Source organism: Brevibacterium sp. LS14 (assembly GCF_012027885.1).
GTDB lineage: Bacteria > Actinomycetota > Actinomycetes > Actinomycetales > Brevibacteriaceae > Brevibacterium > Brevibacterium casei.
The window spans coordinates 15,319-41,576 of the sequence record NZ_SJXG01000049.1 but is presented as its reverse complement, the minus strand read 5'-3'; the positions used below and the strand labels follow the sequence as shown (position 1 = coordinate 41,576).

28 protein-coding genes are annotated in these 26,258 nt (G+C 68.3%); 14 read left to right on the top strand and 14 right to left on the bottom strand.

Features of this window, described 5'->3' with window-relative positions; all coding sequences use genetic code 11:
- Window positions 1–103 precede the first annotated feature (103 nt).
- Entirely contained in the window at window positions 104–1,024 is a 921-nt protein-coding gene (locus tag EZE58_RS09620; RefSeq protein WP_167560409.1) for a hypothetical protein, read from the bottom strand.
- Window positions 1,025–1,091: 67 nt separating this feature from the next.
- Here EZE58_RS09620 and EZE58_RS09615 point away from each other — a divergent pair, with 67 nt between their 5' ends.
- Window positions 1,092–1,790, top strand: coding sequence for a hypothetical protein (locus EZE58_RS09615; protein ID WP_040560313.1), 699 nt, complete (start codon window positions 1,092–1,094; stop codon window positions 1,788–1,790).
- 6 nt (window positions 1,791–1,796) lie between these two features.
- Here the strand turns inward: EZE58_RS09615 and EZE58_RS09610 are convergent, their stop codons facing one another.
- From EZE58_RS09610 to EZE58_RS09550, 13 genes are all read right to left on the bottom strand, one after another.
- The gene (locus EZE58_RS09610) at window positions 1,797–3,269 is read right to left on the bottom strand and encodes a PrgI family protein (protein WP_167560407.1); all 1,473 of its coding nucleotides are present in this window, start codon (window positions 3,267–3,269) and stop codon (window positions 1,797–1,799) included.
- Between the two features lie 5 nt (window positions 3,270–3,274).
- The gene (locus EZE58_RS09605; protein ID WP_167560405.1) at window positions 3,275–4,708 is read right to left on the bottom strand and encodes a type IV secretion system protein; all 1,434 of its coding nucleotides are present in this window, start codon (window positions 4,706–4,708) and stop codon (window positions 3,275–3,277) included.
- A 30-nt stretch (window positions 4,709–4,738) separates the two neighbouring features.
- Window positions 4,739–5,065, bottom strand: a complete 327-nt coding sequence (locus EZE58_RS09600; RefSeq protein WP_006213370.1) for a DUF6112 family protein — start codon at window positions 5,063–5,065, stop codon at window positions 4,739–4,741.
- Between the two features lie 129 nt (window positions 5,066–5,194).
- A complete protein-coding gene (locus EZE58_RS09595; protein ID WP_167560403.1) occupies window positions 5,195–5,461 on the bottom strand; it encodes a DUF6112 family protein in 267 nt (88 codons plus the stop codon).
- Window positions 5,461–7,107: a M23 family metallopeptidase gene (locus EZE58_RS09590; RefSeq protein WP_167560401.1), complete on the bottom strand. Its 1,647-nt coding sequence runs from the start codon at window positions 7,105–7,107 to the stop codon at window positions 5,461–5,463. The genes EZE58_RS09595 and EZE58_RS09590 overlap by 1 nt, the downstream gene beginning before the upstream one ends.
- A 32-nt stretch (window positions 7,108–7,139) precedes the next feature.
- Window positions 7,140–7,820 (bottom strand): hypothetical protein, encoded by a 681-nt coding sequence (locus EZE58_RS09585; RefSeq protein ID WP_167560510.1) that lies wholly within the window; start codon window positions 7,818–7,820, stop codon window positions 7,140–7,142.
- Window positions 7,821–7,843: 23 nt separating this feature from the next.
- Window positions 7,844–8,902 (bottom strand): ParB N-terminal domain-containing protein, encoded by a 1,059-nt coding sequence (locus EZE58_RS09580; RefSeq protein ID WP_167560399.1) that lies wholly within the window; start codon window positions 8,900–8,902, stop codon window positions 7,844–7,846.
- 40 nt (window positions 8,903–8,942) lie between these two features.
- Window positions 8,943–9,830, bottom strand: a complete 888-nt coding sequence (locus EZE58_RS09575) for a hypothetical protein (RefSeq protein WP_040560311.1) — start codon at window positions 9,828–9,830, stop codon at window positions 8,943–8,945.
- Between the two features lie 98 nt (window positions 9,831–9,928).
- Entirely contained in the window at window positions 9,929–10,333 is a 405-nt protein-coding gene (locus EZE58_RS09570; protein WP_167560397.1) for a hypothetical protein, read from the bottom strand.
- A complete protein-coding gene (locus tag EZE58_RS09565; protein WP_205772204.1) occupies window positions 10,330–11,211 on the bottom strand; it encodes a DUF2637 domain-containing protein in 882 nt (293 codons plus the stop codon). The genes EZE58_RS09570 and EZE58_RS09565 overlap by 4 nt, the downstream gene beginning before the upstream one ends.
- Complete coding sequence (locus EZE58_RS09560) at window positions 11,211–12,083, bottom strand: bifunctional DNA primase/polymerase (RefSeq protein WP_100244604.1); 873 nt, start codon at window positions 12,081–12,083, stop codon at window positions 11,211–11,213. The genes EZE58_RS09565 and EZE58_RS09560 overlap by 1 nt, the downstream gene beginning before the upstream one ends.
- 35 nt (window positions 12,084–12,118) lie before the next feature.
- The gene (locus EZE58_RS09555; RefSeq protein ID WP_167560395.1) at window positions 12,119–13,204 is read right to left on the bottom strand and encodes an ArdC-like ssDNA-binding domain-containing protein; all 1,086 of its coding nucleotides are present in this window, start codon (window positions 13,202–13,204) and stop codon (window positions 12,119–12,121) included.
- Between the two features lie 246 nt (window positions 13,205–13,450).
- Window positions 13,451–14,242 carry a helix-turn-helix transcriptional regulator gene (locus EZE58_RS09550; protein WP_240941237.1) on the bottom strand — a complete coding sequence of 264 codons (792 nt, stop codon included), beginning with the start codon at window positions 14,240–14,242 and terminating at the stop codon, window positions 13,451–13,453.
- Window positions 14,243–14,795: 553 nt separating this feature from the next.
- On the opposite strand from EZE58_RS09550, the gene EZE58_RS09545 reads away from it, so the two are divergent.
- The 13 genes from EZE58_RS09545 (at window position 14,796) to EZE58_RS09485 (ending at window position 26,258) form a co-directional block, all read left to right on the top strand.
- The gene (locus EZE58_RS09545; RefSeq protein ID WP_006213359.1) at window positions 14,796–15,005 is read left to right on the top strand and encodes a heavy metal-associated domain-containing protein; all 210 of its coding nucleotides are present in this window, start codon (window positions 14,796–14,798) and stop codon (window positions 15,003–15,005) included.
- Window positions 15,005–15,946, top strand: coding sequence for a hypothetical protein (locus tag EZE58_RS09540; RefSeq protein WP_040560308.1), 942 nt, complete (start codon window positions 15,005–15,007; stop codon window positions 15,944–15,946). Before EZE58_RS09545 ends, EZE58_RS09540 begins: the two co-directional genes overlap by 1 nt.
- Window positions 15,947–15,992: 46 nt before the next feature.
- Window positions 15,993–18,263, top strand: a complete 2,271-nt coding sequence (locus tag EZE58_RS09535) for a heavy metal translocating P-type ATPase (RefSeq protein ID WP_167560393.1) — start codon at window positions 15,993–15,995, stop codon at window positions 18,261–18,263.
- Window positions 18,264–18,316: 53 nt separating this feature from the next.
- Complete coding sequence (locus EZE58_RS09530) at window positions 18,317–18,568, top strand: YHS domain-containing protein (RefSeq protein WP_167560391.1); 252 nt, start codon at window positions 18,317–18,319, stop codon at window positions 18,566–18,568.
- A 66-nt stretch (window positions 18,569–18,634) separates the two neighbouring features.
- Window positions 18,635–18,988, top strand: a complete 354-nt coding sequence (locus EZE58_RS09525; RefSeq protein ID WP_006214162.1) for a metal-sensitive transcriptional regulator — start codon at window positions 18,635–18,637, stop codon at window positions 18,986–18,988.
- A gap of 47 nt (window positions 18,989–19,035) precedes the next feature.
- Entirely contained in the window at window positions 19,036–20,181 is a 1,146-nt protein-coding gene (locus tag EZE58_RS09520; RefSeq protein ID WP_167560389.1) for an NAD(P)/FAD-dependent oxidoreductase, read from the top strand.
- Between the two features lie 3 nt (window positions 20,182–20,184).
- Window positions 20,185–21,462 (top strand): MFS transporter, encoded by a 1,278-nt coding sequence (locus EZE58_RS09515; protein ID WP_100244661.1) that lies wholly within the window; start codon window positions 20,185–20,187, stop codon window positions 21,460–21,462.
- Window positions 21,459–21,788, top strand: coding sequence for a ferredoxin (fdxA, locus tag EZE58_RS09510; protein ID WP_006214165.1), 330 nt, complete (start codon window positions 21,459–21,461; stop codon window positions 21,786–21,788). The genes EZE58_RS09515 and fdxA overlap by 4 nt, the downstream gene beginning before the upstream one ends.
- A gap of 97 nt (window positions 21,789–21,885) precedes the next feature.
- The gene (locus EZE58_RS09505) at window positions 21,886–22,485 is read left to right on the top strand and encodes a YdhK family protein (RefSeq protein ID WP_158493366.1); all 600 of its coding nucleotides are present in this window, start codon (window positions 21,886–21,888) and stop codon (window positions 22,483–22,485) included.
- Between the two features lie 406 nt (window positions 22,486–22,891).
- Window positions 22,892–24,793 carry a heavy metal translocating P-type ATPase gene (locus tag EZE58_RS09500; RefSeq protein ID WP_259788409.1) on the top strand — a complete coding sequence of 634 codons (1,902 nt, stop codon included), beginning with the start codon at window positions 22,892–22,894 and terminating at the stop codon, window positions 24,791–24,793.
- Window positions 24,794–24,803: 10 nt separating this feature from the next.
- Window positions 24,804–25,109, top strand: a complete 306-nt coding sequence (locus EZE58_RS09495) for a metal-sensitive transcriptional regulator (RefSeq protein ID WP_006214168.1) — start codon at window positions 24,804–24,806, stop codon at window positions 25,107–25,109.
- Window positions 25,110–25,173: 64 nt separating this feature from the next.
- Window positions 25,174–25,851, top strand: coding sequence for a hypothetical protein (locus EZE58_RS09490; protein ID WP_240941236.1), 678 nt, complete (start codon window positions 25,174–25,176; stop codon window positions 25,849–25,851).
- Between the two features lie 41 nt (window positions 25,852–25,892).
- Entirely contained in the window at window positions 25,893–26,258 is a 366-nt protein-coding gene (locus tag EZE58_RS09485; protein WP_061873197.1) for a helix-turn-helix domain-containing protein, read from the top strand.

Genomic DNA, 26,258 nt, shown 5'->3' with positions numbered 1-26,258 from the left:
GAGAACGACGGGGATGTGGTGCAGGTGCACCCCACCCGCCCGGTCACGGACATACCGGTGCCGCCGACCCCACAGGGCGGCGGCACCACGGGAGGTAGTCGGGTCAGAGGCCGAGGCCGCGGTCACGCTTGACCGCCGCGACGCCCGGATGCTCGAACCAGGAACCCTCGCTCACCGGCCCACGCCCGGCGGCACTGCCCGCTTCTCGTCCGGTGGCGCGTACCCCGCGATCAGAGAGCGCCGCAGCGGCAGCACCCGCCGCGCCCATCGCAGTCCCGGCCGAGGCGGCACCGCCGGCACTGCCCATGTCGGGGTCCATGGTCGGTGCGGGGGTGTCGGTGTCGAGGCTGTCCTCGGGCGCGATCTGGTGGTGGCGGTAGAGGGCGACGTGGCCGAGGTCCGGGTTGTAGGTCAGCGTGTACTCTCCCGTGCGTGCTTCCTTGTCCAGCGCCCCGGTCGGTGGGGTGTCGTAGACGTAGCCGTTGAGCATGGCCGCGTCCGTGGTCTCCTCGCCGTAGTCGAAGCCGGCCAGGTGCTCGATCGCGGCGTCCGGGCCGTCACAGTCGATCAGCCACAGCACCGCATCGGCTTCACCGCTCTGGAGGAAGACGATGTTCACCCACCGCGACACCGGCCCCTGAACCCTGGTCATCTCCGTCTCGGCGGGTGCGGGCGGGGCGGGGTGCCAGGCGATGCGACCGGCAGCCTGCAAGGCACGGTTAAGCCCCTCCTCGACACGGTCCAGGGCGGCAGCGGCCTCGGAGAGCTCCCCGGCGGCCAGGCGGGCATCACGGATACCGGCGGCGGGGTCTCCGGCATCGTCGAAGGCGCGCCCGTCATGGCGGGCGTGGCGGGTGGCGAGCTGCTGGATCGACTGCTGCATCGAGCGCACCCCGGCCAGCAGGTCCCCAATCACCCCGTAGGCGTCCTCGGGGTGGGTGAAGTCGCGGCTGGCGTGCGCCAGGCCGCGCAGCGCCTGCGATGCCTCCTCGGCGTCGGCGACGGGATCGTAGAATGTAGGCACGGTTCCTCCCCTTGACTGTGGTGATCGAGAGGTACGCATTCAGAGCACGAACCAGCCGGAGGAGCACATGAGCGGTGAGGATAGGGCCAGCGATCAGCTCGCAGCGAGGCACACTCAGACCCTGCGACTGTTCAAACGCCGAGCGGAAGAGCTCTTCTCGTGCGAGCTCGCACGTCGTGACGATGCGATGAACCTGGGGCAACAGCTGCACATGAACTTCGTTGTCGATCAAGCCACAGGCCAGTCGTCTCTGGCAGGCATTCGCCAGGTCATTCCTCCCAAAGAGCAGGTGGCTTACGCACTCACACTGATCCGTCCACTCACGCTCACGAAGAAGGGCGACCGGCTCGCATGGGTAACGGTTCTTGCCGCGTTGGAGTACTTTCGGCCGGCGGACGCCACCAATGTCTCTGAGCATTTGACACAGTTGCGTGAGAACTGGGCGCAGTACCCGCCTCGCCGAATGCGGATTATGCAGGCCCCGATCGACCCAGAAGCAGCCGGGGTTCGTGTCAATGCCTGGGACAACGAGATCGCACGTATGTTCCTCTACGGTGACCTCGTCCATGGCGATGACAACGCCGAATTGCTGGACGCGCTCGGAGATGATCAGGTTGTCTTCTCCGCCGGTGCGATGGCGTCGGACGGCTTCATGTTGGTGAACAACACGTATCAGGTCATGCACTGGCTCCGACCAGATATCGCCCCAAACGACGCGCACTTCTCCCAACTCCTAGCACAGGAGAAGCCCCCGAAGGACAACTGAGCCGGCTCATACGGGCCGGGTCAGGGGCAAGGCCGCGGCTGTGAACGCGGCGGCCTGCTGGCCGACGAGGCGGCGGGTTTCGCAGGAGGCCTGGATGGCGGCCTGCTCGACCGCGGCGACCGCGGCGTCCAGTTCCTCGATGGTGGGCGCCGAGACGGCGACCAGACCGGTCACGCGCAGCACGCCGTGCCCGGCGGTTAGGTCAGCTTCCTGCTGGAGCACGTCGGTGTATTCGGCGGTCTGGGCGGCGTCCTCGATCTGTCCGATCCGGCGGCGCTGCGCGGCATCGGAGATGTGCTCGACCTTCTTCTTGCGGATGTCACGGGCAGCCTGATCGGTGCGCAGCGGGGTGTAGAGCAGCGACAGGGATCGCCCGATCCCTGAGGAGAGCACCAGCGGGGCGAGGAACCCCGGATACACCATCGAGCGGGGCCACTCGCTGATCCAGAGCACGACGTGGTAGCCGGTATCGGTGCGCAGCCTCGTCCAGGTCTCGGTCACCGCGACCGGGCCGGCGGTGGCCAGCGACTGGCCGATCTCCCCGTGCCGCTCCAGGGTCGCGGCGACGGCCGGGTCGTAGGCGCTGCGCAGGATCACGGCGATCTGCCCCGGGCTCAGCCACCCGGCAGGGGTCAGGTCCGCCGAGCGCAGCGCCGCGGTCAGTGTGCTCATCTCCTGGCGCAGCACCGCGGCCGCGCCCCGCAGCCCGCCGCCGGCGGTCCGGATCTGCCGGGCCGCCGTCTTCATATCCAGGCTGAGGCTGATCGTGGTGGCGTGACGCTCCCCGGCGGGCCCGGCGCGCTCGATCAGCTCGGCATACGTCCTCGATGCGAAGGAGTCGTCCTGGCTGCCGTGGGCGGCCCACCATTCGGCCAGGCCCGTGCCCGAGTCCGGCAGGGTGCGCTCCAGCACCTGCACGGTCGCGATCCGCCCGGACAGGCAGACGCTGGCCAGCACCCGCCCCCAGGAGGAGACCCGGCGGGCCTGCTCGCCGGGATCGAGGAGCACGAACGCGGGATGGCGGATCTCGCACACCACCGTCAGCGTCGCCTGGTGAGGGTCGTGGATCATGCCCGCCCCGCTCTGCGGGTCGACGTGCTCGCGCAGCCGCGCCATGTCACCGGGCAGCGCGAGCGTGCCCGCCGGCCTCGGAGCGACGATGCGGCGCCGGTAGGCCAACTGTCCGCCGGTGGTCCGCCACAGCCACCAGGCGGCCACGGGCACCCATTCCACGACCGGGCGCCCGGCGACGGGCATCCAGGTCAGCACGATCGAGGACACCCAGATCGGGGCGGTGTAGGCGATGAGCATCCCGCCGGCGTAGAACGCGCCCACCAGGGACAGCACTCCGACGGCGAGGGTCGCCAGCTGGGTCGCGGACAATCCCAGCAAGATGCCGCGGCGAGTCAATCTGCTGAATTTCACCGGCACCAGGTCGGTGCCCGTACGCGCTTCTTCGGCGCTGTGCTTGTTGCTCACGAGGATCACTCCTTCCCACCGGTCGGCGGCTTACTGGGCCCGTCGTCGGGCTTCGGGCCGGTCGGCAGGTTCGGCTGCGGGGTGCTGCGCGGCGGTGCCTGCGCGCCCGGCCCACTCCCACCGCTCTCACCGTTCCCGCTGGTGTTGGTGTTGCCGGTGTTCTGGTTGGCGCCGTCGGTGGCGGCCTCGGCCTGGGCGCCGATCTGCTTGCCGGCCTCGGGGCCGGCCGTCGCGGCCTTCTTCGCGACCTCCGCGCCGATGACCACCGCCGCGACCGGTCCCGCGGCAGCTCCCGCACCGGCCGCCGAACCGCCGGCGCCCGCACCGCCCGCACCTGCTCCGGCACCTGCTCCGCCGCCTGGTGGTGGCGGCGTGCCCCCACCGCCGCCGCCTCCGCCGGGTGGGTTTCCGCCTCCGGGTGGGGGCGGTTCGTCACCCCCGCCCCCACCTCCTCCGCCGCCGTTGCCGTTGGTGTCGAGGATCTTCTTCGGGCCTTCGCCTTGCGGTGTGCCGGGCACCGGGACGGGTCGGTTCATGGCGTTCTTGGCTTCTTGTTCCGATCCCATGGTGTTGTAGAGGTCGAAGCCGAGGAACGCGATGACCCGGTAGACCATGTAGGGGGCGAAGGCGGCGATCGCGAGCATGACGATGCCGGTGATTGGCTCGGTGATCGCCGTCAGGTCCGCCTCGATGGGGGTTGCCATCTGGGTGATCGCGATGAGGAACACCACCACGAGCACCAGCTTGGAGATGATGAGGGCGAGTACGAACGCCGCCCACTTCCCGATCCACCCGCGGGTGGCATCCCACGCCGCACCAGCGAACGCGAGCGGGGCGAGCACGATCGCGATCAGCAGCAGAGCCTTGCGGATCAGCAGCGAGAACCACACGATCGCGACCGCGGCGACCATGAGCCCGCCGAGGAAGATCGTCACGATCGCCCCGACACCGGGGGCGGAGATGTTGATGGCGGTCAGTCCGGCGGCCAGCAGGATGATCTTGTCGCCCATCGTGGCCGTGGTCTCGCCGGCGGCTTGGATGATCCCGATGGTCAACTGGTCGGTGATCTCCAGCGCGAGCGCGGCCAGGGTGATAACCACGAAGGAGCCGAGCACGGCCTTGCCGGCCCCGAGGGCGGCGCGGGACAGCGCGGTGGGGTCGCGGCGGATCAGGCCGAGGATGAGCTGGAAGCAGAAGAAGATCAGCACGATGAACACGCCGATCCCGAACAGCAGGTTGTACACCGACACGTACCCCTCTTGGGTGACGTCGACCAGCGTGGTCGTGTCGAACACTGTCCACATGGCCTCGATCAGCCAGCCCGCCGCCCCGCCGACGGCCTGCGCGAACCAGTCGAACGGGGCGGCGATCAGCGACGCGGCCGCTTCACCGGCGGAGTCGCAGACCGTGGAGATGACGGGAACATCGCACAGCGCCATCACAGACCTCCCTCACACAGATAGGCGGGTTCAGACGGCCTGGCCGACGCCCCAGAAGAAATTGATCAGCGTGACCGCGGCACCGCAGATCACCGCCGCACCGCAGGAGATCAAGACGCCGATCTTGCCGCGGCCGGCCAGGTGGGGGTTGCTGGAGTTGGAGCCGAAGCCCCACACGATCGCCGAGACGATCAGCGCGAGGACGGACAGGATGAGGCCGACGGTCATGACGGCACCGACGATGGTGCGCAGCTGGTCGATGCCGGGCAGCCCCGAGTCGTTGGGGTCGATGTCGATCTGCATCGGGAGCATCGCCAAGCGGGCGAGGGTCCAGGTGGCGAGGGTCGTGATGGTCATGGCAGGGCGCTCCTTCGACAGATGAGACAGAGGTGTTCTCTCGACCAGGTGCACCCGACCCCGCCAGACACGCAGCAGCGCCCGCCCCCACAAGACCGGGGGCGGGCGCAGCAGCTTCAGCGCAGGGGTTCAGAGTTGTTGGCCGATGCCGATCAACCAGTTCATCCACGCGACCCCGGCGCCGGCGAGGATCGCCGCCCCGAGGGCGACGAGCACGCCGGTGCGGGCCTTGCCGGCGGCGGCGTAGTTCCCGGACGCAGACGCGATCGCCCAGACGATGCCGGAAATAATGAGCATCAGCACCGCGATGATGAGCACGAACGTCAACAGGGCGCCGATGACCTCTTCCAGGTCGCCGATGCCGCCCAGGCCCTCGAAATCGGGGAACACGTCCATCAGGCCCCACCACCCGAATCGGCGAGGGTGACGTGGAGGTGGTCTTGATGCCTCGTGGTGATATCGGTGCCGCGCGTGTAGTCGCGCCAGCCCTCGTCGTCACGGGCGAGGGACCAGATCTTGTCCTGCCAGATGAGGTAGTCGACTCCGAGGGTCTCGGCGTGGTCTTTCATCCAGTTCGTGACTTCCCAGCCCGCCTCGATCTGCGCGGGCGTGGGCATCTGCCCGATGGCGTTGCCGAACGCGATATCGCAGGCCCGACCCAGCGGGTGCTCCGAGACCGTGCCCGGCCGTGGCGAGTAGCACGACCAGGTCGTCTCGGGGAACGCCGCGATCGTCTGCTGATACAGGTGCAGGGTGCGGCGGGTGATCTGCCCGTTACTGGTCGGGTCGTCGACCAGCTCATCCGGGTCACCGGCCGGGGCAGGGTCAGGCTCCCCACCAGGCCCATTGCTGTCGGGGTCGCAGTCGCCGGCCGGTGGGCCGGTCTCGGCCTCGGGCAGGTCCGCGGCGTCGTGGGCGTTCAGCCAGGCGGCGGGGTCGGTGTGCTCACCGCCGGTGCCCCCGACATAGACCTCAAGGTGCAAGTGCGGGCCGGTGGACTGGCCCGAGGAGCCGACGTCGGCGATGTGCTGCCCGGCCCGCACCCTATCGCCGGCCTCGACGTGGATGCCGTCGGCCCAGGAATGGATGTACCCGGTGGCGACCTGCTCGCCGCCGACCTGATGTTCGATGACGACCTTCCCGCCCCACGCATCGGTGTACTCGGCGACGGTGACCGTGCCGTCGGCGGCGGCGAGGATGGGCGTGCCGTCCGGGGCGGCGAAGTCGCTGCCGGTGTGGAAGGACTGCTCCCCGGTGATCGGGTGGGTGCGCGGCCCGTACGGGTCGGTCGCCGTCCACGTGCCCTCGGGCAGAGGGAACACCACCCGCGAAGACTCCGCCGCCCCGGCCACAGCAGGCACCACACCAGGGTCAGTTTCGACGTTCGTGCCTGTGGTGCCGAGGAGGGTGTCGAGGATCGTGACGGCGACGGGGCTGTAGTTCTCGTACCGGTCGGGGAACGCCGAGACCTCCACGGCTTGGGCGGCCTCGCCTTTGCCCATGTCTTGCCAGCCGGGGATGTCCAGCAGCCCGCGCGGCGAGGGATGGTTCGGGCCGTCCGGGCCGCCGAAGAACGCTCGCGCCTGATACTCGGGGGCCATCAGCTCTGCGACCGACCCCCACCCGGCCTGCGGGCGCATCTGGAACAACCCCAGGCTGTCGTTGTCGCTGCCATCGCCATCGTTCGGGTAGTCCGCTGACTCCGGGTAGACGCTCGTGTTCGACAGCTGCCGCAGGGTCGACTCGGTCAGTGCGGCCATCAGCGCGATCTGGAGTCCGTCACGGTTCACGCCCTCGACGCCGGAGCCGGTCTCGATGATCGTGGCCGCGTGCGTGAGTTGCTTCTTGTTCAGCGTGAACGACTCCCCATCGCGCGTTTCGACGGCGAGCTCGTCGGGCACCTCGCCGACTTGCAGTCCGCCGCCGGGCACGGTGCAGGCCCAGGTCGCGGCGGGGTTCATCAGCAGCCCGATCCCGACCATCGACAGGAACGGTGCTACCAGCGCCAGTGCGAGCAGTCCGATAGCGAGCTTCTTGAGCACCACGCCCCTCCTTTCTCCCCAGACCTCTCGGGTCAGCGCAGGGGGTTGTCCAGCTCGGACAGCCGCAGCAGATGACAGGTGTCGTAGGCGGGCTCGCAGACCACGAACACGGTGAACGCCACCTCGTGCGCGGAGTCGACGGGTTCGTCGTTCCACACCCCGGCACGGTGGCGGACGCCTTCGATCGTGATCGCCGTCGTCCCCTCCACCAGCTGCCCCGGCTGCGCCTGCTCCTGCGCGGTCGCCCACGCTCCGGGCACGAACGCATCGGTGATCTCCAGGTGCTGGGTGGTGGCGTACTGGCGCAGCTCGACCCATGCCTCCCGCGTGGGCAGATAGGCGGCGATATCGGAGGCGAGGCCGGCCTGCTCGGTGCCGGTCGGGTCGGCGACCTCCATCAGCACGCTCGTGTAGTCCAGCGGCATCAGCCCCGACCCGGTATCCCAGGCGAACACCGCCGTCGCGACGTTGCGGGCGAACTCCTCAGGGTCCCCGGACCCGACCACCGCAGCGATCCGCCCCGGCCGTGGCGTGCCGGACTCGACCGGACTCGACGACGCGCCCGGCTCGGGGTCACGGTCGTGGGGTGGGCTGGTGTCGGGGCCGAGGATCAGGCCGTAGATCCCGATGCCGGCCAGGAGCACGATCACCAGGCCGGCGGCGAGCAGGACGATCAGGCGGGTGCGCGGGCGGGAGTCAGCGAAAGTCTTCATGCCGCCCAGGTGCACGCACCCGGTCACAGAGCACGCAGATGCTGCCGAGAGACGCTCTCGCCTGATTCAGCATCAGCGCCGGGGCCGGTGTCCTCGTCGGTACGGGGCTCCTCGGTTGTCGTCTCGACGTCGTGGCCGGTGGTGTCGAGGGAGATGCGCAGGCGGGCGGCGAAGGCGCTGGTGCCGTCGGCGACGTCGAGGAAGATGCCGGCCTGCTCCTCGGTGAGTTCGCGGGCGAGCTCGTCCACGTCGTAGTGGGTCCACCATTCCGCCAGGGAGGTCCAGGTCTGCACGAACGCCGTCACCGGCCACCGCCCCGGCACCACCGCCGGCCGGGCCGAGGTGTGCGTGCGGGGCTTGCTGCGTCCAGCGGCGGTGACACGGGCGACGGCCTCTTGGGCCATCGCGCGCAGCGACGCCTGGCGAGAGGCGTCCGCTTGCTCGACCTGGCCGCGCAGGCGCTGATAGGCGGGGTCGACCGGCCCGCCGGCCTCGATCCCCGCAAGCTCCGTCGTCGCCTGCTCGCGCAGCGCCTCGGGATTCTCGGGGTTCTCGGCCATGGCCTGGATCGCCGAGATCTTCTCCAGCGTCGTGTACGAGGCGCGGCCGGTGACCATCCGCGCGGCCTGCGCGCGGCTCCTCCCACCGACACCCCCTGACGGGGGTGCCAATTTGGCACCCCCGTCAGCACCGGGCTGATTCTCCGCCGAGAAGCGGGTTACGACATCGCGGCGCTGGGCGTCCTCGGTCATGAGCTGCTTGAGCTCGCGGTACAGGGCGGCGGCCTCCAGCTGGTTGAGCGGCTTGCGGTGCGCATTCTCGTCCTGCTCGGCCAGCAGATGCCCCAACCGGGTCGAGACACCCGATCGCACCCACACGCTGACCGTGCGCCAGTGCAGCAGCCGGATCGCTTCCAGCCGGCGTCGCCCGCACACCAGCACCCCTTCGGGGGTGACCGTGATCGGTTGCAACAGGCCGTGCTCGCGGATCGAGTCAGCCAGAGCCTGGATATCGCCGAGGTCGGCGCGATGACGGGCACCGACCTGAATCGACTCCACGGTGCGTTGCAGTTCGATACTCATCACCACTCACCCCTCTCAGTCCTCTCTTCGTGGTCCCCGGTTACTTCCGGGCCTGTCGTGGGGCGGCCAGGCAGATGGTGAGCACGAGATCGTCATCGCGCAGCAGCATCGGGATCGTCTCGCCGATCAGCAGCCGCAGCAGCACCCCGCGGCCCGCGCTGGTCGCCGCCAGCGCCGGGTGCGGGTTGCCCAGCAGCGCCTTGAGCAGCCCGGTCCAGGACCGGCCCGGCAGATCCAGCAGCGCGCGGGCGTGCTGGTCACGTCGCAGGGTCTCGAACGCGGTATGCCGCGCCCCGGCCTTCGCCAGCGCCCCGCAGATGTGCTCCACCGACGCCCGCGCGGTCGCGGGCTCCCAGCCGAGCATCGTCACCAGCGCGATCGCGTCCTCAGCCGCCGACGACGCCGACATCGCCACCCCCACCACACCACCACCGCCACCGTCACCGTCTCCGGCGTCTCCGGTGCCGTCGGGATCGGGTTCGGGGTCGGTGACCTGGAACGCGGGGTGATACTCCGACAGCGGCGTCTCCCTGTCGGAGATTCGCTCGGCGTCGTGGAACGCGGAGATGTGCGGGCGGCGGGCCTGATGGGTCGAGCACAGCAGCCCCTGGGCGCGCTCCTCGGCGATGCAGGTGATCCGCACCGCGTGCGTGACCACGCCCCACGGGTCGATCGCCTCCCGGGCGGAGCGGGTGCGCATCACATCGAACGCGGCGCTGGCGGCCTCCCACGGGTCCAACGAGTGCTTGCGCGCCAGCGCGGCGTACTTCTGCGCCGCATACTGCATCAGCTCGCCGGCGACCGGGTCCCGCGCCCATGCCCCGGGCCCGGCCGCGTGGAGCCGGGCCAGCAGGGCACGCAGCCCGGCGCTGGTCGTGTAGTTCTCAGGCCCCCGCTGCGGGGAACCTGTGTGAGTCGTGGTCGTCATGGGTTCGGCACCTCCTGGCAGGCAGGTGCACTCGCCTTCTCCGACACCTGGTGCTCGGCGTTCGGCGCCGGGCATGGTCGTGGTCATGGCCGGTCACCTCAGTTCATTCCGACCGGGCCGCGCCCGGCCCCGTCACGGCTCGTACTGCGGCCGAACGCCGAGATCGGGGGCAGCTCACGCTCCTTTGCACCCAGGCGCGTGACGCCGCGGGCGAGGCCGTCGTGGGCCTTGTGTGCGAGGTTCGCCTCGAAGTCGATCGCCAGGCGTGAGATCTGCCCGGTGCCTCTCGCCATCAGGTCCGAGGTGCGTACCCAGTCAACCCCGCGCGCCTTGCGCAGTGCCGGATCAACATCCGCAGTCTCAGTCTTGGCACCGGTTGTGCGGGTGACGTCGGCGGCTTGGATCGCCTCCGGAGCACCCGGTGTCTCCGCCCGGTCAGGGCGGGTCGTCTCCGGCGGGGGCGTGTCCTGCCTGCCGGGGTTGTCCTGCTCGTAGGGGTTCATGATTTCTGCTCCTTCTCCTCATCTGATTCGTTGTGGTGCTCGGGCACTGCCGAGGTCTCCTGGTCTGCGGCGGGCGCGGGATCGGTGCGGGGGAACCAGCGGCCGACGGTCGAGGCGTGCACGCCGAGTTCGCGCGCGATCGCCTTGTTCGACCAGCCCCGCCCCCGCAGCACTGCCGCCCGTTCCCGCCGCCCAGCACCTGCCAACGTTGGCGGGTCGGGCTCAGCCGATGGGGTTTCGGCCACCGCCTCCAGCACGGGCACATCCGATCGGTCAGGCTCTGTCTGCTCGCCCAGCACCTTGGCGGCCGGGGCCGGCGTTGTCGCTACCGCGATGCCCGTGGCCGAACGTGGCCGCTCGGGAAGCTCCGGCAGAAGGAGCGGTGCGGCCTGTGCCTGCGCGCCAGCGGTCTCGGAGACCTCCAGCGCCGATCCTGACTCCGGGGTGGGGGTGATCGGCGTGGGGACCGGGGTTCTGGTGGAGCGGGTCAGGACCGTCGTCAGATGCGTGGAGGCCAGCAGCACGAGCGGCGGGACCGCGGCGACGATGGCCGCGAGCAGGCCCGGCACGGAGGCGTCAGCGGCGACGAGGGCGTGCGCGGCGTTCGCGCTCACCGACATCAGCGCCCCGGCGATCAGCAGCACCCACGGGTACCAGGCCGCCCGATGCCCGTCGAGGGCGACGACCGCGACGGTCGCGACCACGATCAGCCCGTCCACCAAGAGCGGCCAGATCCACGCCTGGTTCCTGGTGATGCCCGAGCGCACCGCGAGATCGGCCAGAGCGACGAAGCTCAGCCAGAACGCGCCGCCGCCGATCAGCACCGTCCCCGACGCGGCCGCGACCACCGCCCATCGCCGCCCCGACAGCCCGCCCATCACAGCCCCCGGCCCGCCCGCGTCGCAGCCGGCACCGGCCCGAATCTCTCCGGCACGGACTCGGCCCGGGTCGAGGTGCCGACACCGGTGGTGATGGTGCGGTAGGCGGACTCGACGGTGCGAGTGATCTCCCGCTGCCCGAAATCCGGCTGCTCCACGCTCGCAAACGCATCCAGCGCCTCGGAGACCGGCACATTGCCCTCGGCGAGGCGGCAGGCGGCCCAGAACAGCTTGAGATTGCGATCCGTGGACTGCCCGCTCAGCCAGGACGCCATCCGACCCGCATCCACCATCGCCCCTGCATCCGAGATCGGGCCGGTCTTCGGGCGGGGCCGGGGCGGGGTGAGAAACTCCCGCAGGCGCTGCGCATCCAGCGCCCGCCCGTCGGTGGGGGCGAACGAGGTGGGGCGGTAGAGCACGCTCTCGCCGTCGATCTGGCGGCGCGAGGGCGGGACGATGATGTAGCCGCGATCCCCACGGAAATCCACCCCGGCACGGCCGGCCTGCCACGACGGCTGTTCACTGTCGGCGGCCGGGAAGTAGATGTGCAGGCCGCCGGTCGGTGAGCGCACCATCGTCTCCCAGCCATGCACCAGCCCCTCCCGCCGCGCGGCGCGGATCGCGTCGAAGCCGTTGACGCCGTGCACATCGACATCCACCACGGAGACGCCCGAGGCTCGGCCGGTGGGCATGCCGATGTTCGCCGCCGGGAACCTGCGCCACCAGGCCTCCACCTGCGCCGGGTCGGTGGTGGCGTCGTGGAAGCCGCGTCGGGTGATTGGCTGCTTGCCCTCCGGCGCGCACGGGAACACCGGCACCCCGGACTGCGCGAACACCATCGCGGCCCGCCCCAGCGGCCAGGACGCATCCATCTGCCGGACCGCCCGAGTAAACCTGCTCTCGGACATCACAGCCCCCGCCCCAACACGACCGCAGCGGCCCGCTCCGGCGCCGGCAACGGCGCCACTTGCCGACCGGGCGTGTCCTGCCGTGGGCTCTTCGGGGCCGGGCCGTCGCGTTCCAGCCCGGGCGGTGTGCCGTCGGGCACCTGGTTCGTGTCGAGGCCGTCGAGGATGCTGAGCGCGGTCTTGCGGATGCGCTCACCGGCGGCCTGCACGACCTCGACCGGGTTCTTCCCGTCGACGTTCGCCGCCCACCCGGCCACGTACGGGATCGTGTAGCCCGTGGTGTCCATGCCGTGGGCGGCGCCGATCATCAGCGCCACCGATTCGGCCTCGACCTCACCGATCCCGCGATGCTGCCGCGCCTCCTCCTGGTCCGGCCCATGCATCAGCACATGCCCGAGCTCGTGGGCGAGAGTCTTCACCTGCGCGGCGTCGTCCATGTTCGTGCGCACGGCGACTTGCCGGGTCGAGTAGTTCGTCAGCCCGTTCGCGCCGCCGATCATGCCCTCGTGCGGCACCCACAGCAGCTCGAACCCCTCCGCCGTGACCTGCTCCGCCAGACCCTCGCGCAGACCTTCGGGGGCTTCGCCAGCGAGCAGCCGTGGCGCTGGCCGTTCGGGGATCGGATCGCCACTGGTCTGGGAGGCGTCCCAGACGTAGGCCGGGCGCACGCCGACCATGCGGGAGCGCACGACCTCACCGGGCTTCGGCTTCTCACCCCGGTTCAGACGCCGCCAGGAGTCCGGATCGGCCGGGTTCGTCGAGGCGAACCTGCCAGTGACCGGGGCGAGGATCTGATACCCGGCCTGGCCCTTCTCGACCTGTCGGCCCAGCTGCTGCCACTGCTTGTATCCCGCGACCAGGGTGGGGAACGGTTCGGGCACCCCGCCGGCCTCGAATGCGGCCTGGTGCTGCTCCCAGATCAGGCAGACGTTGTTGAAGCTCCGCGACCGGAACCGGGCAGCGAACCGCATCGCATCGGCCCAGTTCTCACCGGTGACCAGCCGTTCGACGGCACCGGTGAGCTTCTCGTGGAGCTCGTCGAGCTTCGCTTCCCGCTGTTGGCGGGCTTCCTCCCTCGTCGCCATCGTCGGCCTCCTCTCGGCAGGCCAGCCGCGAGGTCGCGGCTGGCCTTGCACCAGCGAGGTGAGCCAGGAGCTTCCGGCGAGTCAGACGGTCAGCGAACGGAACAGTCGGTAGGTTGGCCGTCAGGACACGGGCGGCACCTGACGTGGACCTACTGGCGTATCAGCCTCAGAGCCTGCGTAGGGCTGGAAGCAGCTGAGTCCGGTCGGACGCCGGACGAAGTGATGATTTCCCGGACGACTCTGCTGCTATCTATCCGCGACAACCGGGCGCATGGAGCGGTAGCGACTCGGGCTGAGCCCGACGTGCTCGATGAATGCCTCCGTCGCCCGTGAACGGCTGGACCAGCCGACGCAACGACCTACTGCTGCGACAGAAAGATCGGACTCGCGCAGCAGCCTGGCCATCTCCTGCACGCGAAGCATCGTCAGATACGCGATCGGGGTCTTCCCGAAGGCATCGACGAACACACGGGTCAATTGCTGCGGGGAGAGCCGCACCCTCTCGGACAGCTCGTGGAGTGTCCACCTATAGGCGACGTTTTCATGCAGTGCCTCCCGTGCCAGCAGCGCCTCCGGACGGAGAGGGGCTAACCTGCGACTGCGCGGCAGCACTGGACGCGCGCGTGCACGCTGCAATGGTGTCAGCCTCGCAGGCGAGACCTGGATGAATCGTCCGAGCACATCCATGACAGCGAACCAGAGTGCCTGGAGTCGGTTGAATCTCTCTCGGAACCGTCTCTCAACGCTGAGCGCGACCATCTCATCAATCCACGGCACAACCATCCCGGCCCGATCTCTGCCGAGTCGCAGGATCTGCGCTGGTTCAGAGTAGATCTTCTCCGCGAAACCGGGGGCGTCAAGCCGATCGTGCAGCACCGCAGAGTGCTGCCAGAAGAACTGATCGAGAGCGAAATCGGTATCGACACGGATCGACGTCACCGACACTTGGCACTCGGGCTCGCAGCTGAACAATACGTTCGGGCCGAGAAGGATCGCATCGCCCACGCTGACCGGCTGACGACCGAACTCGCTGAACATGATTGCCGAGCCCGACCTAATGAACAAGATGTTGAGGCAGTCGTAAACCACCGGGCCGACAGGCCGGTGGACGGCAAGCGTCTGGGCGACCAGCGGGCTACGCCAATGTGCATCACAGGAGTGCCTCGCTGCCTCTGGCGTGGCCGCGCACTCTTGCTGGCTCTTGTCTGATCCGCTCACTAATCTCGAACGCCTGTGGAGCCGGACGAGCTCGCCAGTTCCGAACCAACAGCAATAGCGCATGATCGCTGTGGGGCGGGAGTCGGTTTCGTACCAGTCTTCGCTGCCTTCGTCGATGCGGCAAGGCAGTCCACGGTTCTGATGAGCCGAGGGGTCACTACTCTCCGACGCGCATCGACAAAACCCAGCGGATCGCCCCGCAGCATCGGTGCACCACAAGGCACACCTCGGACGCTCCAACCATCGTTTGCAGCACTTGCGCGATGCAGCTCACACGATCGCCTCCCTCCTTGCGGAATACCTGACAGGGGTATAGCGTTGACTTGTACACGTACCCGGTAGGGGTACTACCGACATGCAAGGAGGATACCTGATGGCTTCGAACGATTACCAGGTGACGGGCATGACCTGCGGCCACTGCGAGATGTCGATCCGCGAGGAGGTCAGCGAGATCCCCGGCGTCCAGGACATCCAAGTCAGCGCGCAGACCGGCAAGCTCAACGTCACCGCCGAGGGTGAGATCGACGACGCCAAGGTCCTCGCGGCGGTCGAGGAGGCCGGCTACTCGGCGGTGCGCGTCTGATGAAGGCCGGAGGACGGCTCGCGCTCTACGGGGCCGGGTTGGTGGTGGCGTTTGGCGGGGCCTTCGGCCTCGCCGGCGCCGTCATTCCCGATAGCTTCGCAGCAGCATGGGCAGAAGGAAGTAACGTGAACGCACACGGTGAAGGGCACGGCGACGCTGCGCAGGAAACCGCGGAGCCCGCTCTGAACGGGGTCTCCGCAAGCGCGGACGGCTTCGTGCTCTCTCCGGTCCAGGCCCCCACGGCCGCAGGCGAGGATGGAGACCTGAGCTTCCAGATCCTCGACGAGTCCGGCGAACCGGTGACCGAGTACACCACCGCGCACGAGAAGGACCTGCATCTGATCGCCGTGCGCACCGACGGCGCCGGTTTCCAGCACGTGCACCCCGAACTCGACACGAGCACAGGCACCTGGTCGGTGCCGTGGACCTGGGACGAGGCGGGCACCTACCGCGTGTACGCCGACTTCACACCCGCGGGCGAGGAAGCCGAAGGCATCACTCTCACCCGCGCAATCGAGGTCGCGGGCGACTTCACCCCTGTCGAGACCGAGGCGCAGACCACCGACGAGGTCGACGGATACACCGTCTCCCTCAACGGCGACCTCACTGCGGGCACCTCAAGCGAGCTCACCATCTCGGTCGAGCGTGACGGTCAGCCGGTGACCACGCTGGAGCCTTACCTGGGCGCGTTCGGCCACCTGGTGGCGCTGCGCGAGGGTGACCTCGCCTACCTGCACGTCCACGCCGAGGGCGACGAGCCCCAGGCCGGGGACACGGCCGGACCCGAGATCCGATTCGCAGCGGAGGCCCCGACCGCCGACCGTTACCTGCTCTACCTGGACTTCCAGGTCGACGGGCAGGTGCACACCGCCGAGTTCGTGATCGACGCCGAGCACGGTGACGGCTCGAAGACAGACGATTCGCATTCCGACGGCCACTGACCCGCAGGGCTTGGCGTCGCACGAGAGCTGAGAAAGAAGGAAGAGGATGAGCACATCAGCGCCCCCAACGGGTGGGCCGGACATCGAGTTGGAGATCGGCGGGATGACCTGCGCCTCCTGCGCGAACCGGATCGAGAAGAAGCTGAACAAGCTCGATGGCGTCGCGGCCACCGTCAACTACGCCACTGAGAAGGCTAAGGTCACCGTGCCTGCCGGCTACGATCCGTCACTGCTGGTCGCCGAGGTCGAGAAGACCGGGTACACGGCCGCACTGCCCAAGCCCAAGGACACTACGGCGAACATGTCGGAGACCGAGGCCGGGGAGGAGGAAGACAGTGAGCTCACCTCGCTGCGGCATCGGCTGATCGGCGCGATCGTGCTCACTGTTCCCGTGATCGCGATGGCGATGATCCCCGCGCTGCAGTTCACGTATTGGCAGTGGGCCTCACTCGCCCTGGCCGCACCGGTGATCATCTGGGGAGCTTGGCCGTTCCACAAGGCGGCGTGGACGAACCTCAAGCACGGTGCGGCGACGATGGACACGCTCATCTCGATGGGTACCTCCGTCGCGCTGCTGTGGTCGCTCTATGCGCTCTTCCTCGGCACTGCCGGCACTCCCGGCATGACGCACCCCTTCGAGTTCACGATCGCTCCGTCGGATGGCGCGGCGAACATTTATCTCGAAGTCGGCGCGGGCGTGACGATGTTCATCCTCGCCGGCCGCTACTTCGAGAAGCGATCCAAGCGCCAGGCCGGGGCCGCGCTGCGCGCCCTCCTGGAGTTGGGCGCGAAGGAAGTCGCCGTACTCCGCGACGGCGTAGAGGTGAAGATCCCCACCTCTGAGCTGGCGGTCGGCGACGAGTTCATCGTCCGTCCAGGCGAGAAGATCGCCACCGACGGTCTCGTGACCTCCGGCTCCTCCGCGGTGGACGCCTCGATGCTCACCGGCGAGTCCGTGCCGGTCGAGGTCCGCGAGGGCGACTCGGTCACCGGTGCCACCGTCAACGCCGGCGGCCGCCTGGTCGTGCGGGCGACTCGTGTGGGTTCGGACACACAGCTCGCACAGATGGCGAAGCTCGTCGAGGACGCGCAGACCGGCAAGGCCGAGGTGCAGCGTCTGGCCGATCGTATCTCCGGCATCTTCGTGCCGATCGTCATCGTCGTCGCGTTCATCACCCTCGGCGCCTGGCTGGGAGGCGGGTTCCCCGTCGCTGCCGCGTTCACCGCAGCGGTCGCTGTGCTCGTCATCGCCTGCCCCTGCGCGCTGGGTCTGGCGACCCCGACCGCGTTGCTCGTCGGCACCGGGCGCGGTGCGCAGATGGGCGTCCTCATCAAGGGCCCGGAGGTGCTGGAGTCCACTCGCAAGGTCGACACCGTCGTGCTCGATAAGACCGGCACCGTCACCAGCGGCAAGATGACTCTGACCGACGTGATCACTGAGCCCGGTGTGGATCGTGCGGAGCTGCTGCGTTTCGCCGGTGCACTGGAAGACTCTTCGGAGCATCCGATTGCGCAGGCGATCGCCAAGGGCGCGACCCAGGAAGTCGGCCAGCTGCCTACTCCAGAGGACTTCGCCAATGTCGAGGGCAAGGGCGTGCAGGGCATCGTCGAGGGGACCCCGGTCGTCGTCGGCCGCGAGTCTCTGCTGGCGGACTGGTCGCAGAAGCTCTCTCCGGAGGTCGCACAGGCGAAGGCCCAGGCCGAGGGCGAGGGCAAGACGGTCGTCGCGATCGGCTGGGACGGTGCTGCGCGCGGCATCCTCGTCGTCGCCGACACCGTCAAGCCCACGAGCGCCGAGGCGATCCGCGGGCTCAAGGAGATCGGCCTGACCCCGGTGCTGCTCACCGGTGACAACGAGGCCGTGGCCCGCCAGATCGCGTCCGAGGTCGGCATCGACGAGGTCATCGCCGAAGTGCTACCCAAGGACAAGGTCGACGTCGTCACTCGCCTCCAGGAAGAGGGCAAGATCGTCGCGATGGTCGGCGACGGCGTCAACGACGCCCCCGCGCTCGCGCAGGCTGATCTGGGCCTGGCGATGGGCACCGGCACGGACGTCGCGATCGAGGCCTCCGACATCACGCTCGTGCGCGGTGACCTGCGGGCCGCCGTCGACGCGATCCGCCTGTCCAGGAAGACCCTGTCGACGATCAAGACCAACCTGTTCTGGGCATTCGCCTACAACACCGCCGCGATCCCGGTCGCTGCGCTCGGCATGCTCAACCCCATGCTCGCAGGTGCGGCGATGGCGTTCTCCAGCGTCTTCGTCGTCGGCAACAGCCTCCGCCTGCGCGGGTTCACGAGCGTCGCCTCGAAGTGACGTACGAGAACCCACCCATCCACACGAATCCAATAACGAAGGAACACCAGAGAATGAGCAGCTGCTGCAGCACGAACGAGACCAACCCGGCCGTGGAGAACGGTGGACGCGAGAACCTTCTTGGCGGGGGCGCCGATGACATGACCACCTGCCCGGTCATGGTCGGCACCCCGGTCAGCAAGAAGACCGCCGAGGCCGTCGGCCTCTACCGCGACTTCGAGGATGAGCGCTACTACTTCTGCTGCGCTGGTTGTGGGCCTGCGTTCGATTCGGACCCGGCCAAGTACGCCGCCAACATGGCGTAATCCACCAGCGTGCGGGGTGCCGCGGCACCGCTGCGGCACCCCGCCACCTGATCGGAGCGAACCGACATGACCACTACGACTCCCACCACCGAAACCCACCTCGACACCTGCCCCGCAGGAGGCGACGGCGACGCGTCCGTCCACGGATACATCAGCGATAAGACGAAGTACCGCAATCGTCTGCGGCGCCTCGAAGGCCAAATCCGCGGCATCGATCGGATGGTCGACGAGGACCGCTACTGCATCGACATCCTCACCCAGATCTCCGCAGTCACCAGGGCACTCGAAAATGTCGCCCTCGGCCTGCTCGACGATCACCTCAAGCATTGTGTCCTCGACGCCGCACTCGCCGGCGGACCAGTGAGCGAGCAGAGGCTCGGCGAGGCGTCCGAGGCCATCGCCCGCCTCGTGCGCTCCTGACGCCGGCGCATCAGTTCGATCACGACCAGCAGTTCAGGAGTTCTTCTATGACCCCACAGCACGTTCTCATCCTCGGCTCGGGAGCAGCCGGGGCCGCAGCCGCCCGCACTCTCGCCTCACGCGACGATGTCCGGGTGACGCTGGTGACCCGCACCGGGGAGACGCCCTATACGCGGATGCTCATCAAGGGAATCGCGTTCGGTCCGACACCGCCGGAGATGATCAAGCTCCCGCTGCCTCAGATCGAGGTCATCGCCGACACCGTGCTCAAAGTCGATACCTCGGCGAAGCAGGTCCAGCTGACCTCCGGCGCACAGGTCTCCTACGACGCGCTCATCGTCGCGACCGGGAGTATGCCTCGCTCCCTGCCCGCTGACGTGTTCGGCGGCGAAGACGCCGGACAAGGGCGGGTCACCGCTCTTCACTCCGTGGAGGATGCCCTGGGCATCCGAAAGCTGCTGACCGGACTGGGGCGACCCGCGCGGGTAGCGATCTACGGCGGTGGAATCATCGCAGCCGAGACAGCCTCGTCTCTGCAAGCCGACGGACACATGGTCACGCTGGTCTCCCGCAGTTCAGTTCCCGGCGTCGGAGCGTTTGGGGCGCCCGTGGCTGAGCGCCTCGCCGCCGACCATGCCGCCAAGGTGCAGGCCCGATTCGGTCGCACTCTCCAGCATGTCGACGAAACAGAATCCGGTGTCACCATCACCCTCAACGACGGAAATCCCGTCGTGGCTGACTTCCTTCTCCTCGCGCTCGGCACGACGCCCGCAGCCCCGTCACCGTGGACGAACGGTATCGACGTCGACGATCACCTCCGCGCCGCGGCAGAACACGTCTACGCAGCCGGAGGTGTGGCCACGCACCACGACGAGGCACTGGGCGCCTGGCGCATCGACCATTGGGAAGACGCCGCCGCACAGGGTGCGCATGCCGCGCAGGCCGCATTGCACGACCTCGGCATTAGCGACGATCCGGGCGCCTACCTGCCACGCAGCCCTTACATGGCAATGGTCTACGGTCAGATGATCTCCGGAGTCGGGTACACAGCCGGCGCAGACGCCCACCTGGAAGCCGGTGAGGAGTTCATCGTCCGCCACGAGACCGACGGCATCGTCGTCGGCGTCACTGGCATCGACGCAGTCGGCACCGTCTACCAGTGGGGGCAGCAGCTCCACGGCGTGCGGGCATAGGCGATGGCGGGAGACTGTATTAGGCAGATCCCACGGCGGGGCTTCGTGCTCTCGCTGGCAGCGACCATTCTCATGATGGCCGCTGCCAGCGCGCCGTCCTTGTTCTACCCCCAGATCGCCGAACGGCTCGGACTCATCCCCGTCGCCACCACACTCGTGTTCGCGGTCTACACCTTCACCCTCCTGGCCGCGCTGCTCTACCTCGGACCACTCTCCGACCACGTCGGCCGACGTCCGGTCGTGGCCGCCGGTTCTTTGGCGCTGGCGCTGAGCGTGGCCATGTTCTGGTTCGCCGGTAGCCTCGCGGCGCTCCTGGTCGCCCGAGCCTTGCAAGGGCTCGCAGCGGGTCTGCTGATCCCGGCGCTGTCGGCGATGATGATCGACTTCGAGTCCCCGTCGCATCGGAACATCGCAGCCCTGTGGAACACGATCGGCCCGATGATTGGCCTTGGGGCCGGGGCTCTCGGTGCTGCGCTTCTCCTCGATCTCACCTCCGAACCGACAACTGCCGTCTTCGGGTCGCTCGTGCTTGCCTTCCTCATCGTGGCAACGGTCGTGTGGAGCACACCGGAACTGGCCCCGAAGACCCGGATACGACGTGGCGACCTCCGTCCGCGGTTCACCGTGCCACCGCACCTGCGCCGCATGTTCACCGCCGGAGTGCCCGTGATCATCGCCGGGTGGGCGACCAACGGGCTTTTCCTCGCGCTCGGAGCCGACCTCGTCGGCAGTGAGCTTGGGGGCTCCACGCACACCCAAGCTGGGATCGTCATCTTCGCACTGGCGATCTCCGGAGTCACCGCCTCGTCCGTCCTACAGCGGCGTTCCGCCCGCACCATCAGCCTGTATGCGACCAGTGCCCTGGCGTTCGGCACCGCAGTGAGCATCGGCGCCCTCGCACTCGGTTCCTACTCAGCCTATGTCGCCTCGGTCGCGATCGTCGGTTCCGGGTTCGGCACAGCGTTCCTCGGGGTACTACGCACACTCATGCCCCACACGGCATCGTCGGAACGCGCCGCCGTGATGGCTGTGATCTACACAGTTGCCTACCTGGCATTCGGCGTGCCCACCATCGTCGCCGGATTGCTCGTGCCGGTGCTCACCCTGTCGGGGACGATGACGATCCTCGGTGCGATCATCATCGCCCTCAGCCTCGTCGCCACCGTCCTGCGCCTGCGCATCCCGCACCCGGCCGCAGGCCCGGCAGAGACTGACGACTTCCCCGAGCCTCCCACCGGCTCTCACCGCCGATCCGCACCCGACCGAGAGGAGCAGCCATGACCTACGTGATCGCGCTTCCCTGCGTGGACGTCAAGGACCGCGCCTGCATCGACGAATGTCCTGTCGACTGCATCTACGAGGGCGAACGCTCGCTCTACATCCACCCCGACGAATGCGTCGACTGCGGAGCCTGCGAACCGGTCTGCCCCGTCGAGGCCATCTACTACGAAGACGACCTGCCCGACGAATGGTCTGACTACTACAAGGCCAACGTCGAGTTCTTCGACGAGTTGGGTTCTCCCGGAGGAGCCGCGAAGATCGGACCGACGGGCTTCGACCATCCCCTCATCGCCGCATTGCCCATCCAACACGAGCAGACCCTCTGAGAAGGGGCTTCCGATTGATCCATACCGACACAACACACAATCCTTGACTAGTACCCCCTAGGGGTATATGGTAGGCATATTGATGAAAGGAAATGACATGCAGAGGAGACTGCGAACAGGACTGGCAGCGGGAGCGCTCGGAGTGGCGCTCGTGCTCGCCGGTTGCGCCAGCGGAGCAGACGACGACCAGCAGACCGACCCTTCGGCTACTGAGGAGCATCAGGGCCACGGCGGCAACAACGCAGAAAGCGGTGATGAGGAGATGGAGCACCCGATGGACGGCGGACCGGCACCCGAGGGTATCGCCGAAGCCAGTGAGCCCACCTACCCTGTCGGTACCGAGGTGCAGCTCACGGCCGACCACATGGAAGGCATGGAAGGGGCTACAGCAACGATTTCCGGCGCATTCGACACGTACACGTACTCCGTGAACTACACGCCCGCAGGTGGCGGCGACCCCGTCACTGATCACAAGTGGGTCGTGCAGGAAGAAATTGAGGATGCCGGCGACGAGCGTCTGGCCGACGGCACAGAGGTGACTCTGCTCGCCGAGCACATGGAAGGCATGGAAGGCGTAAAGGCCACCATCGCTTCGTCCACCGATGAGACGGTCTACATGGTCGACTACGAGACGGACGGCATGAAGATGACGAACCACAAGTGGGTCGTCGAGAGCGAGATCCAACCAGCGTCCTGAGCCGACGTTCGCTTGCCCGGCCACCGGGTGAGCGGCAATCGGCCTGGCTCGATGACGGAGGAGAGGAATCATGACGGACCCGAACTCACACCAGCACCACGGCCATGAAACCGATACACCCGCCCACGGCGAGCATCACCACGGGTCTGTGTCCGCGCACGCCTCGGCGGATGCGCACGGCACGCGCGAGGGTCAGCACACCGGGCATCAGGGCCACGCCATGGACCACGGGCAGCACTCAGGCCACACGGGCCTCGACGAGCACGGCGGCCACGATGAGCATGCCCAGCACGGTGGGCACGGAGATCACAGCGGCCATGGCGGGCACGGGGACCACGTTGGCCAGTTCCGCCGGCTGTTTTGGATCAACCTCGTCATCGCCATCCCCGCGGTTGCCCTCTCACCGATGTTCGCCATGCTGCTGGGCTACGAGGTCCCCGGCTGGGCGGGCTGGGTCGCCGCGGCACTGGGCACCGTCATGTACGTCTGGGGCGGCAGGCCCTTCCTCACCGGTGCCGTCAGCGAGTTGAAGTCCCGCAAGCCCGGGATGATGCTACTCATCGCTCTGGCGATCACGGTGGCCTTCTTCGCCTCCTGGGCCGCCACGCTCGGGCTCGTCCATCACGAGCTCGAATTCTGGTGGGAACTGGCGCTGCTGATCGTCATCATGCTGCTGGGCCATTGGATCGAGATGCGCTCCCTGGCCCAGACCACCTCGGCGCTCGACTCGTTGGCGGCACTGCTGCCAGACGAGGCCGAGCGCGTCGAGGGCGAGAACGTCGTCAAGGTGGCCCCAGCCGACCTCGACGTGGGCGACGTGGTCATCGTGCGCCCCGGCGGCAGCGTCCCGGCCGACGGAACCATCGTCGACGGCCGCGCCGACATGGACGAGTCCATGATCACCGGCGAGTCCCGCCCGGTCTCTCGCGGCGAGGGCCAGACCGTCACCGCCGGCACCGTCGCCACCGACTCCGGTCTGCGGGTGGAGATTACCGCCACCGGTGACGACACCGCCCTGGCCGGCATCAACCGGCTCGTCGCCGAGGCGCAGAACTCATCCTCCCGCGCCCAGCGGATCGCCGACAAGGCCGCGGCCTGGCTGTTCTGGTTCGCTCTTGGCGCGGCGCTGGTCACTGCGGTCGTCTGGACGCTCATCGGCATGCCCGACGAGGCCGTCGTGCGCACCATCACCGTGCTCGTCATCGCCTGCCCCCACGCCCTCGGCCTGGCGATCCCGCTGGTCGTCTCCATCGCCACCGAGCGAGCCGCCCGCGGAGGCGTCCTAGTGAAGGACCGCCTGGCGCTGGAGTCCATGCGGCAGGTCGACGCGGTGCTGTTCGACAAGACCGGCACGCTGACCAAGGGCGAGCCCACCGTCACCGGCGTCGAGCCGACCGGCGAACTCGACGCCGACCAGGTCCTCGCCCTCGCTGCCTCGGCCGAGGCCGACAGCGAGCACCCGCTCGCCAAGGCCATCGTCACCGCCGCCAAGGACAAGGGCCTTGCCCTCCAGCAGGCCAGCGGCTTCTCATCCTCGCCCGCCGTCGGCGTCACCGCGACCGTCTCCGGCCAGGAGGTCCGCGTCGGCGGGCCCCGGCTGCTCGAGGAGACCGGTCAGCACGAGGTCGGCACGGCCGAGGCATGGCGCTCCGAGGGCGCGATCATTCTGCACGTTCTCCGCGGCGGCCAGGTGGTCGGCGGGCTGAGGCTCGCCGACGAGGTCCGGCCAGAATCCCGCGACGCCGTCGACGCCCTCCACGCCCTCGGTGTCGAGGTCGTCATGATCACCGGCGATGCCGAGGCGGTCGCGAACGAGGTCGGACGGGAGCTCGGCATCGACCGCGTCTTCGCCGGCGTGCGCCCGGAGGACAAGTCCGCGAAGGTCTCCCAGCTGCAGGAAGAGGGCAAGAGGGTCGCGATGGTCGGCGACGGCGTCAACGACGCCCCGGCTCTGGCGCAGGCCGATGTCGGCATCGCGATCGGCGCGGGCACCGATGTCGCCATCGCCTCGGCCGGGGTGATCCTGGCCAGTTCCGACCCACGCAGCGTGCTCTCGATCATCCAGCTGTCGCGACGCGCATACGGCAAGATGAAGCAGAACCTGTGGTGGGCCGCCGGCTACAACCTTCTTTCGGTGCCGTTGGCGGCCGGTATCCTGGCACCGGTGGGATTCGTCCTGCCAATGTCGATCGGCGCGATCCTGATGTCAGCCTCCACCGTGGTTGTCGCGCTCAACGCCCAGCTGCTGCGGCGCATCGACCTCACACCCGAAGCCAGCACGCGTTCCGTCCTGGAGCGCCAGAAGTAAGGACATGCCCATGTCTGTCGATACCGATTCCCACCAGCACGGCTACATCAGCGACAAGGAGCGCTATCTCGGCCGCATGAAGCGCATCGAAGGACAGGCGCGTGGGATCGCGAAGATGATCGATGAGGAGAAGTACTGCATCGACATCCTCACCCAGGTCTCCGCTCTGACCCGTGCCCTCCAGGGGGTTGCGACTGGTCTGCTCGACGACCATCTCAAGCACTGCGTGCTTGATGCCGCCAAGCTCAGCGACGAGGCGGCCGTCGAGAAGATCCAGGAAGCCACCGACGCCATCAACCGGCTCGTTCGCTCCTGAACCCGGACCCCGATCACCGCGTTCCAGGACACGGCGGGCACAAACCCTCAGGATGCCAGCGCGCTTGCTCCTTGCCGACGCGCCGTCCGCCCGCGACGCGCTCACCTTCGCTAAGCGGGCCGCGCAGGCCGGTGCCCATGGCGTGCGCTTGCAGGCCGCGGCCGGGCTGCTGCGCATGAGCGCAGCCGCGCTAACGCCCCGTGGTCCGCTCGACCGCACTCCTACGATCCTCGTCCTTCGCACGCTCCGCTCCGACCCTCAGCTGCAGTGCGACGTCACCGTGGAAACGTTGACCGCGACCGCCGACCCTCTTACCCTGGCGTTGCCGGAAACCGCGCTGGCACCCGCCTGGACCAGCGTCGAACCCCCGCAACACGGGTGGAGACTTATTGCGGATGTGTCCAGCCTGACGCTGATGCGCAGCGCCCGTGCCGGCATCGAGGCCGTCGCCCAAGCACTTCCCGACAAACCCGGCGACGATGTCGTCCGCAAGATCCGGGGCACGGTTTGGGGTACCCCGGACACGGCACTCGCATCGCTGCCACAAGGCGTTGCGTTCGCCGCCTACGTCTTCGGGTTCCTCAGCCGAGGAAACGGGGCCACGATCTCAACCGCCGGCCGTTGGACGCGGTTGACCCTCCCGACTGGACACGTGCTCCTGCGCGGACCCGTCGCCTCTGGCCTCACCCCGATCCGCCGCACCCGGCCACGCGTTTCCGAGTCCGTCACATCGATTGAATAACCCTTGATACCCTATAGGGGTATGGGGTAGTATTGATGACTATGAAGAAGGTTGAGCACGTGCACGCCACGTATGACACACCGCATCTGAATGCGGCGGTCGGAGTCTTCGCGTTGCTGGCGAATCCGGTGAGTGTGAAGATGATCCTCGCCATTCGCGACATCGAGGTCTCTGCCAATCATCTGGCGGACATCGTCGACCTTCCCGTCGACCAGACCTCCCACGAGCTTCACCGCCTGGAGTCGGCCGGGATCGTGAGTCGGCAGCGACGCGAGTCCGGCGACTTCTACCTATTGAACGGTGTGCATGCCGGGGCGCTGGCTGAGGCTGCGATCTTCCATGCCGAACATCAGCAGCAGGAACGCACTCGTGCGGGTTCTCCCACCTCGAACTCGCGACCGAACTGA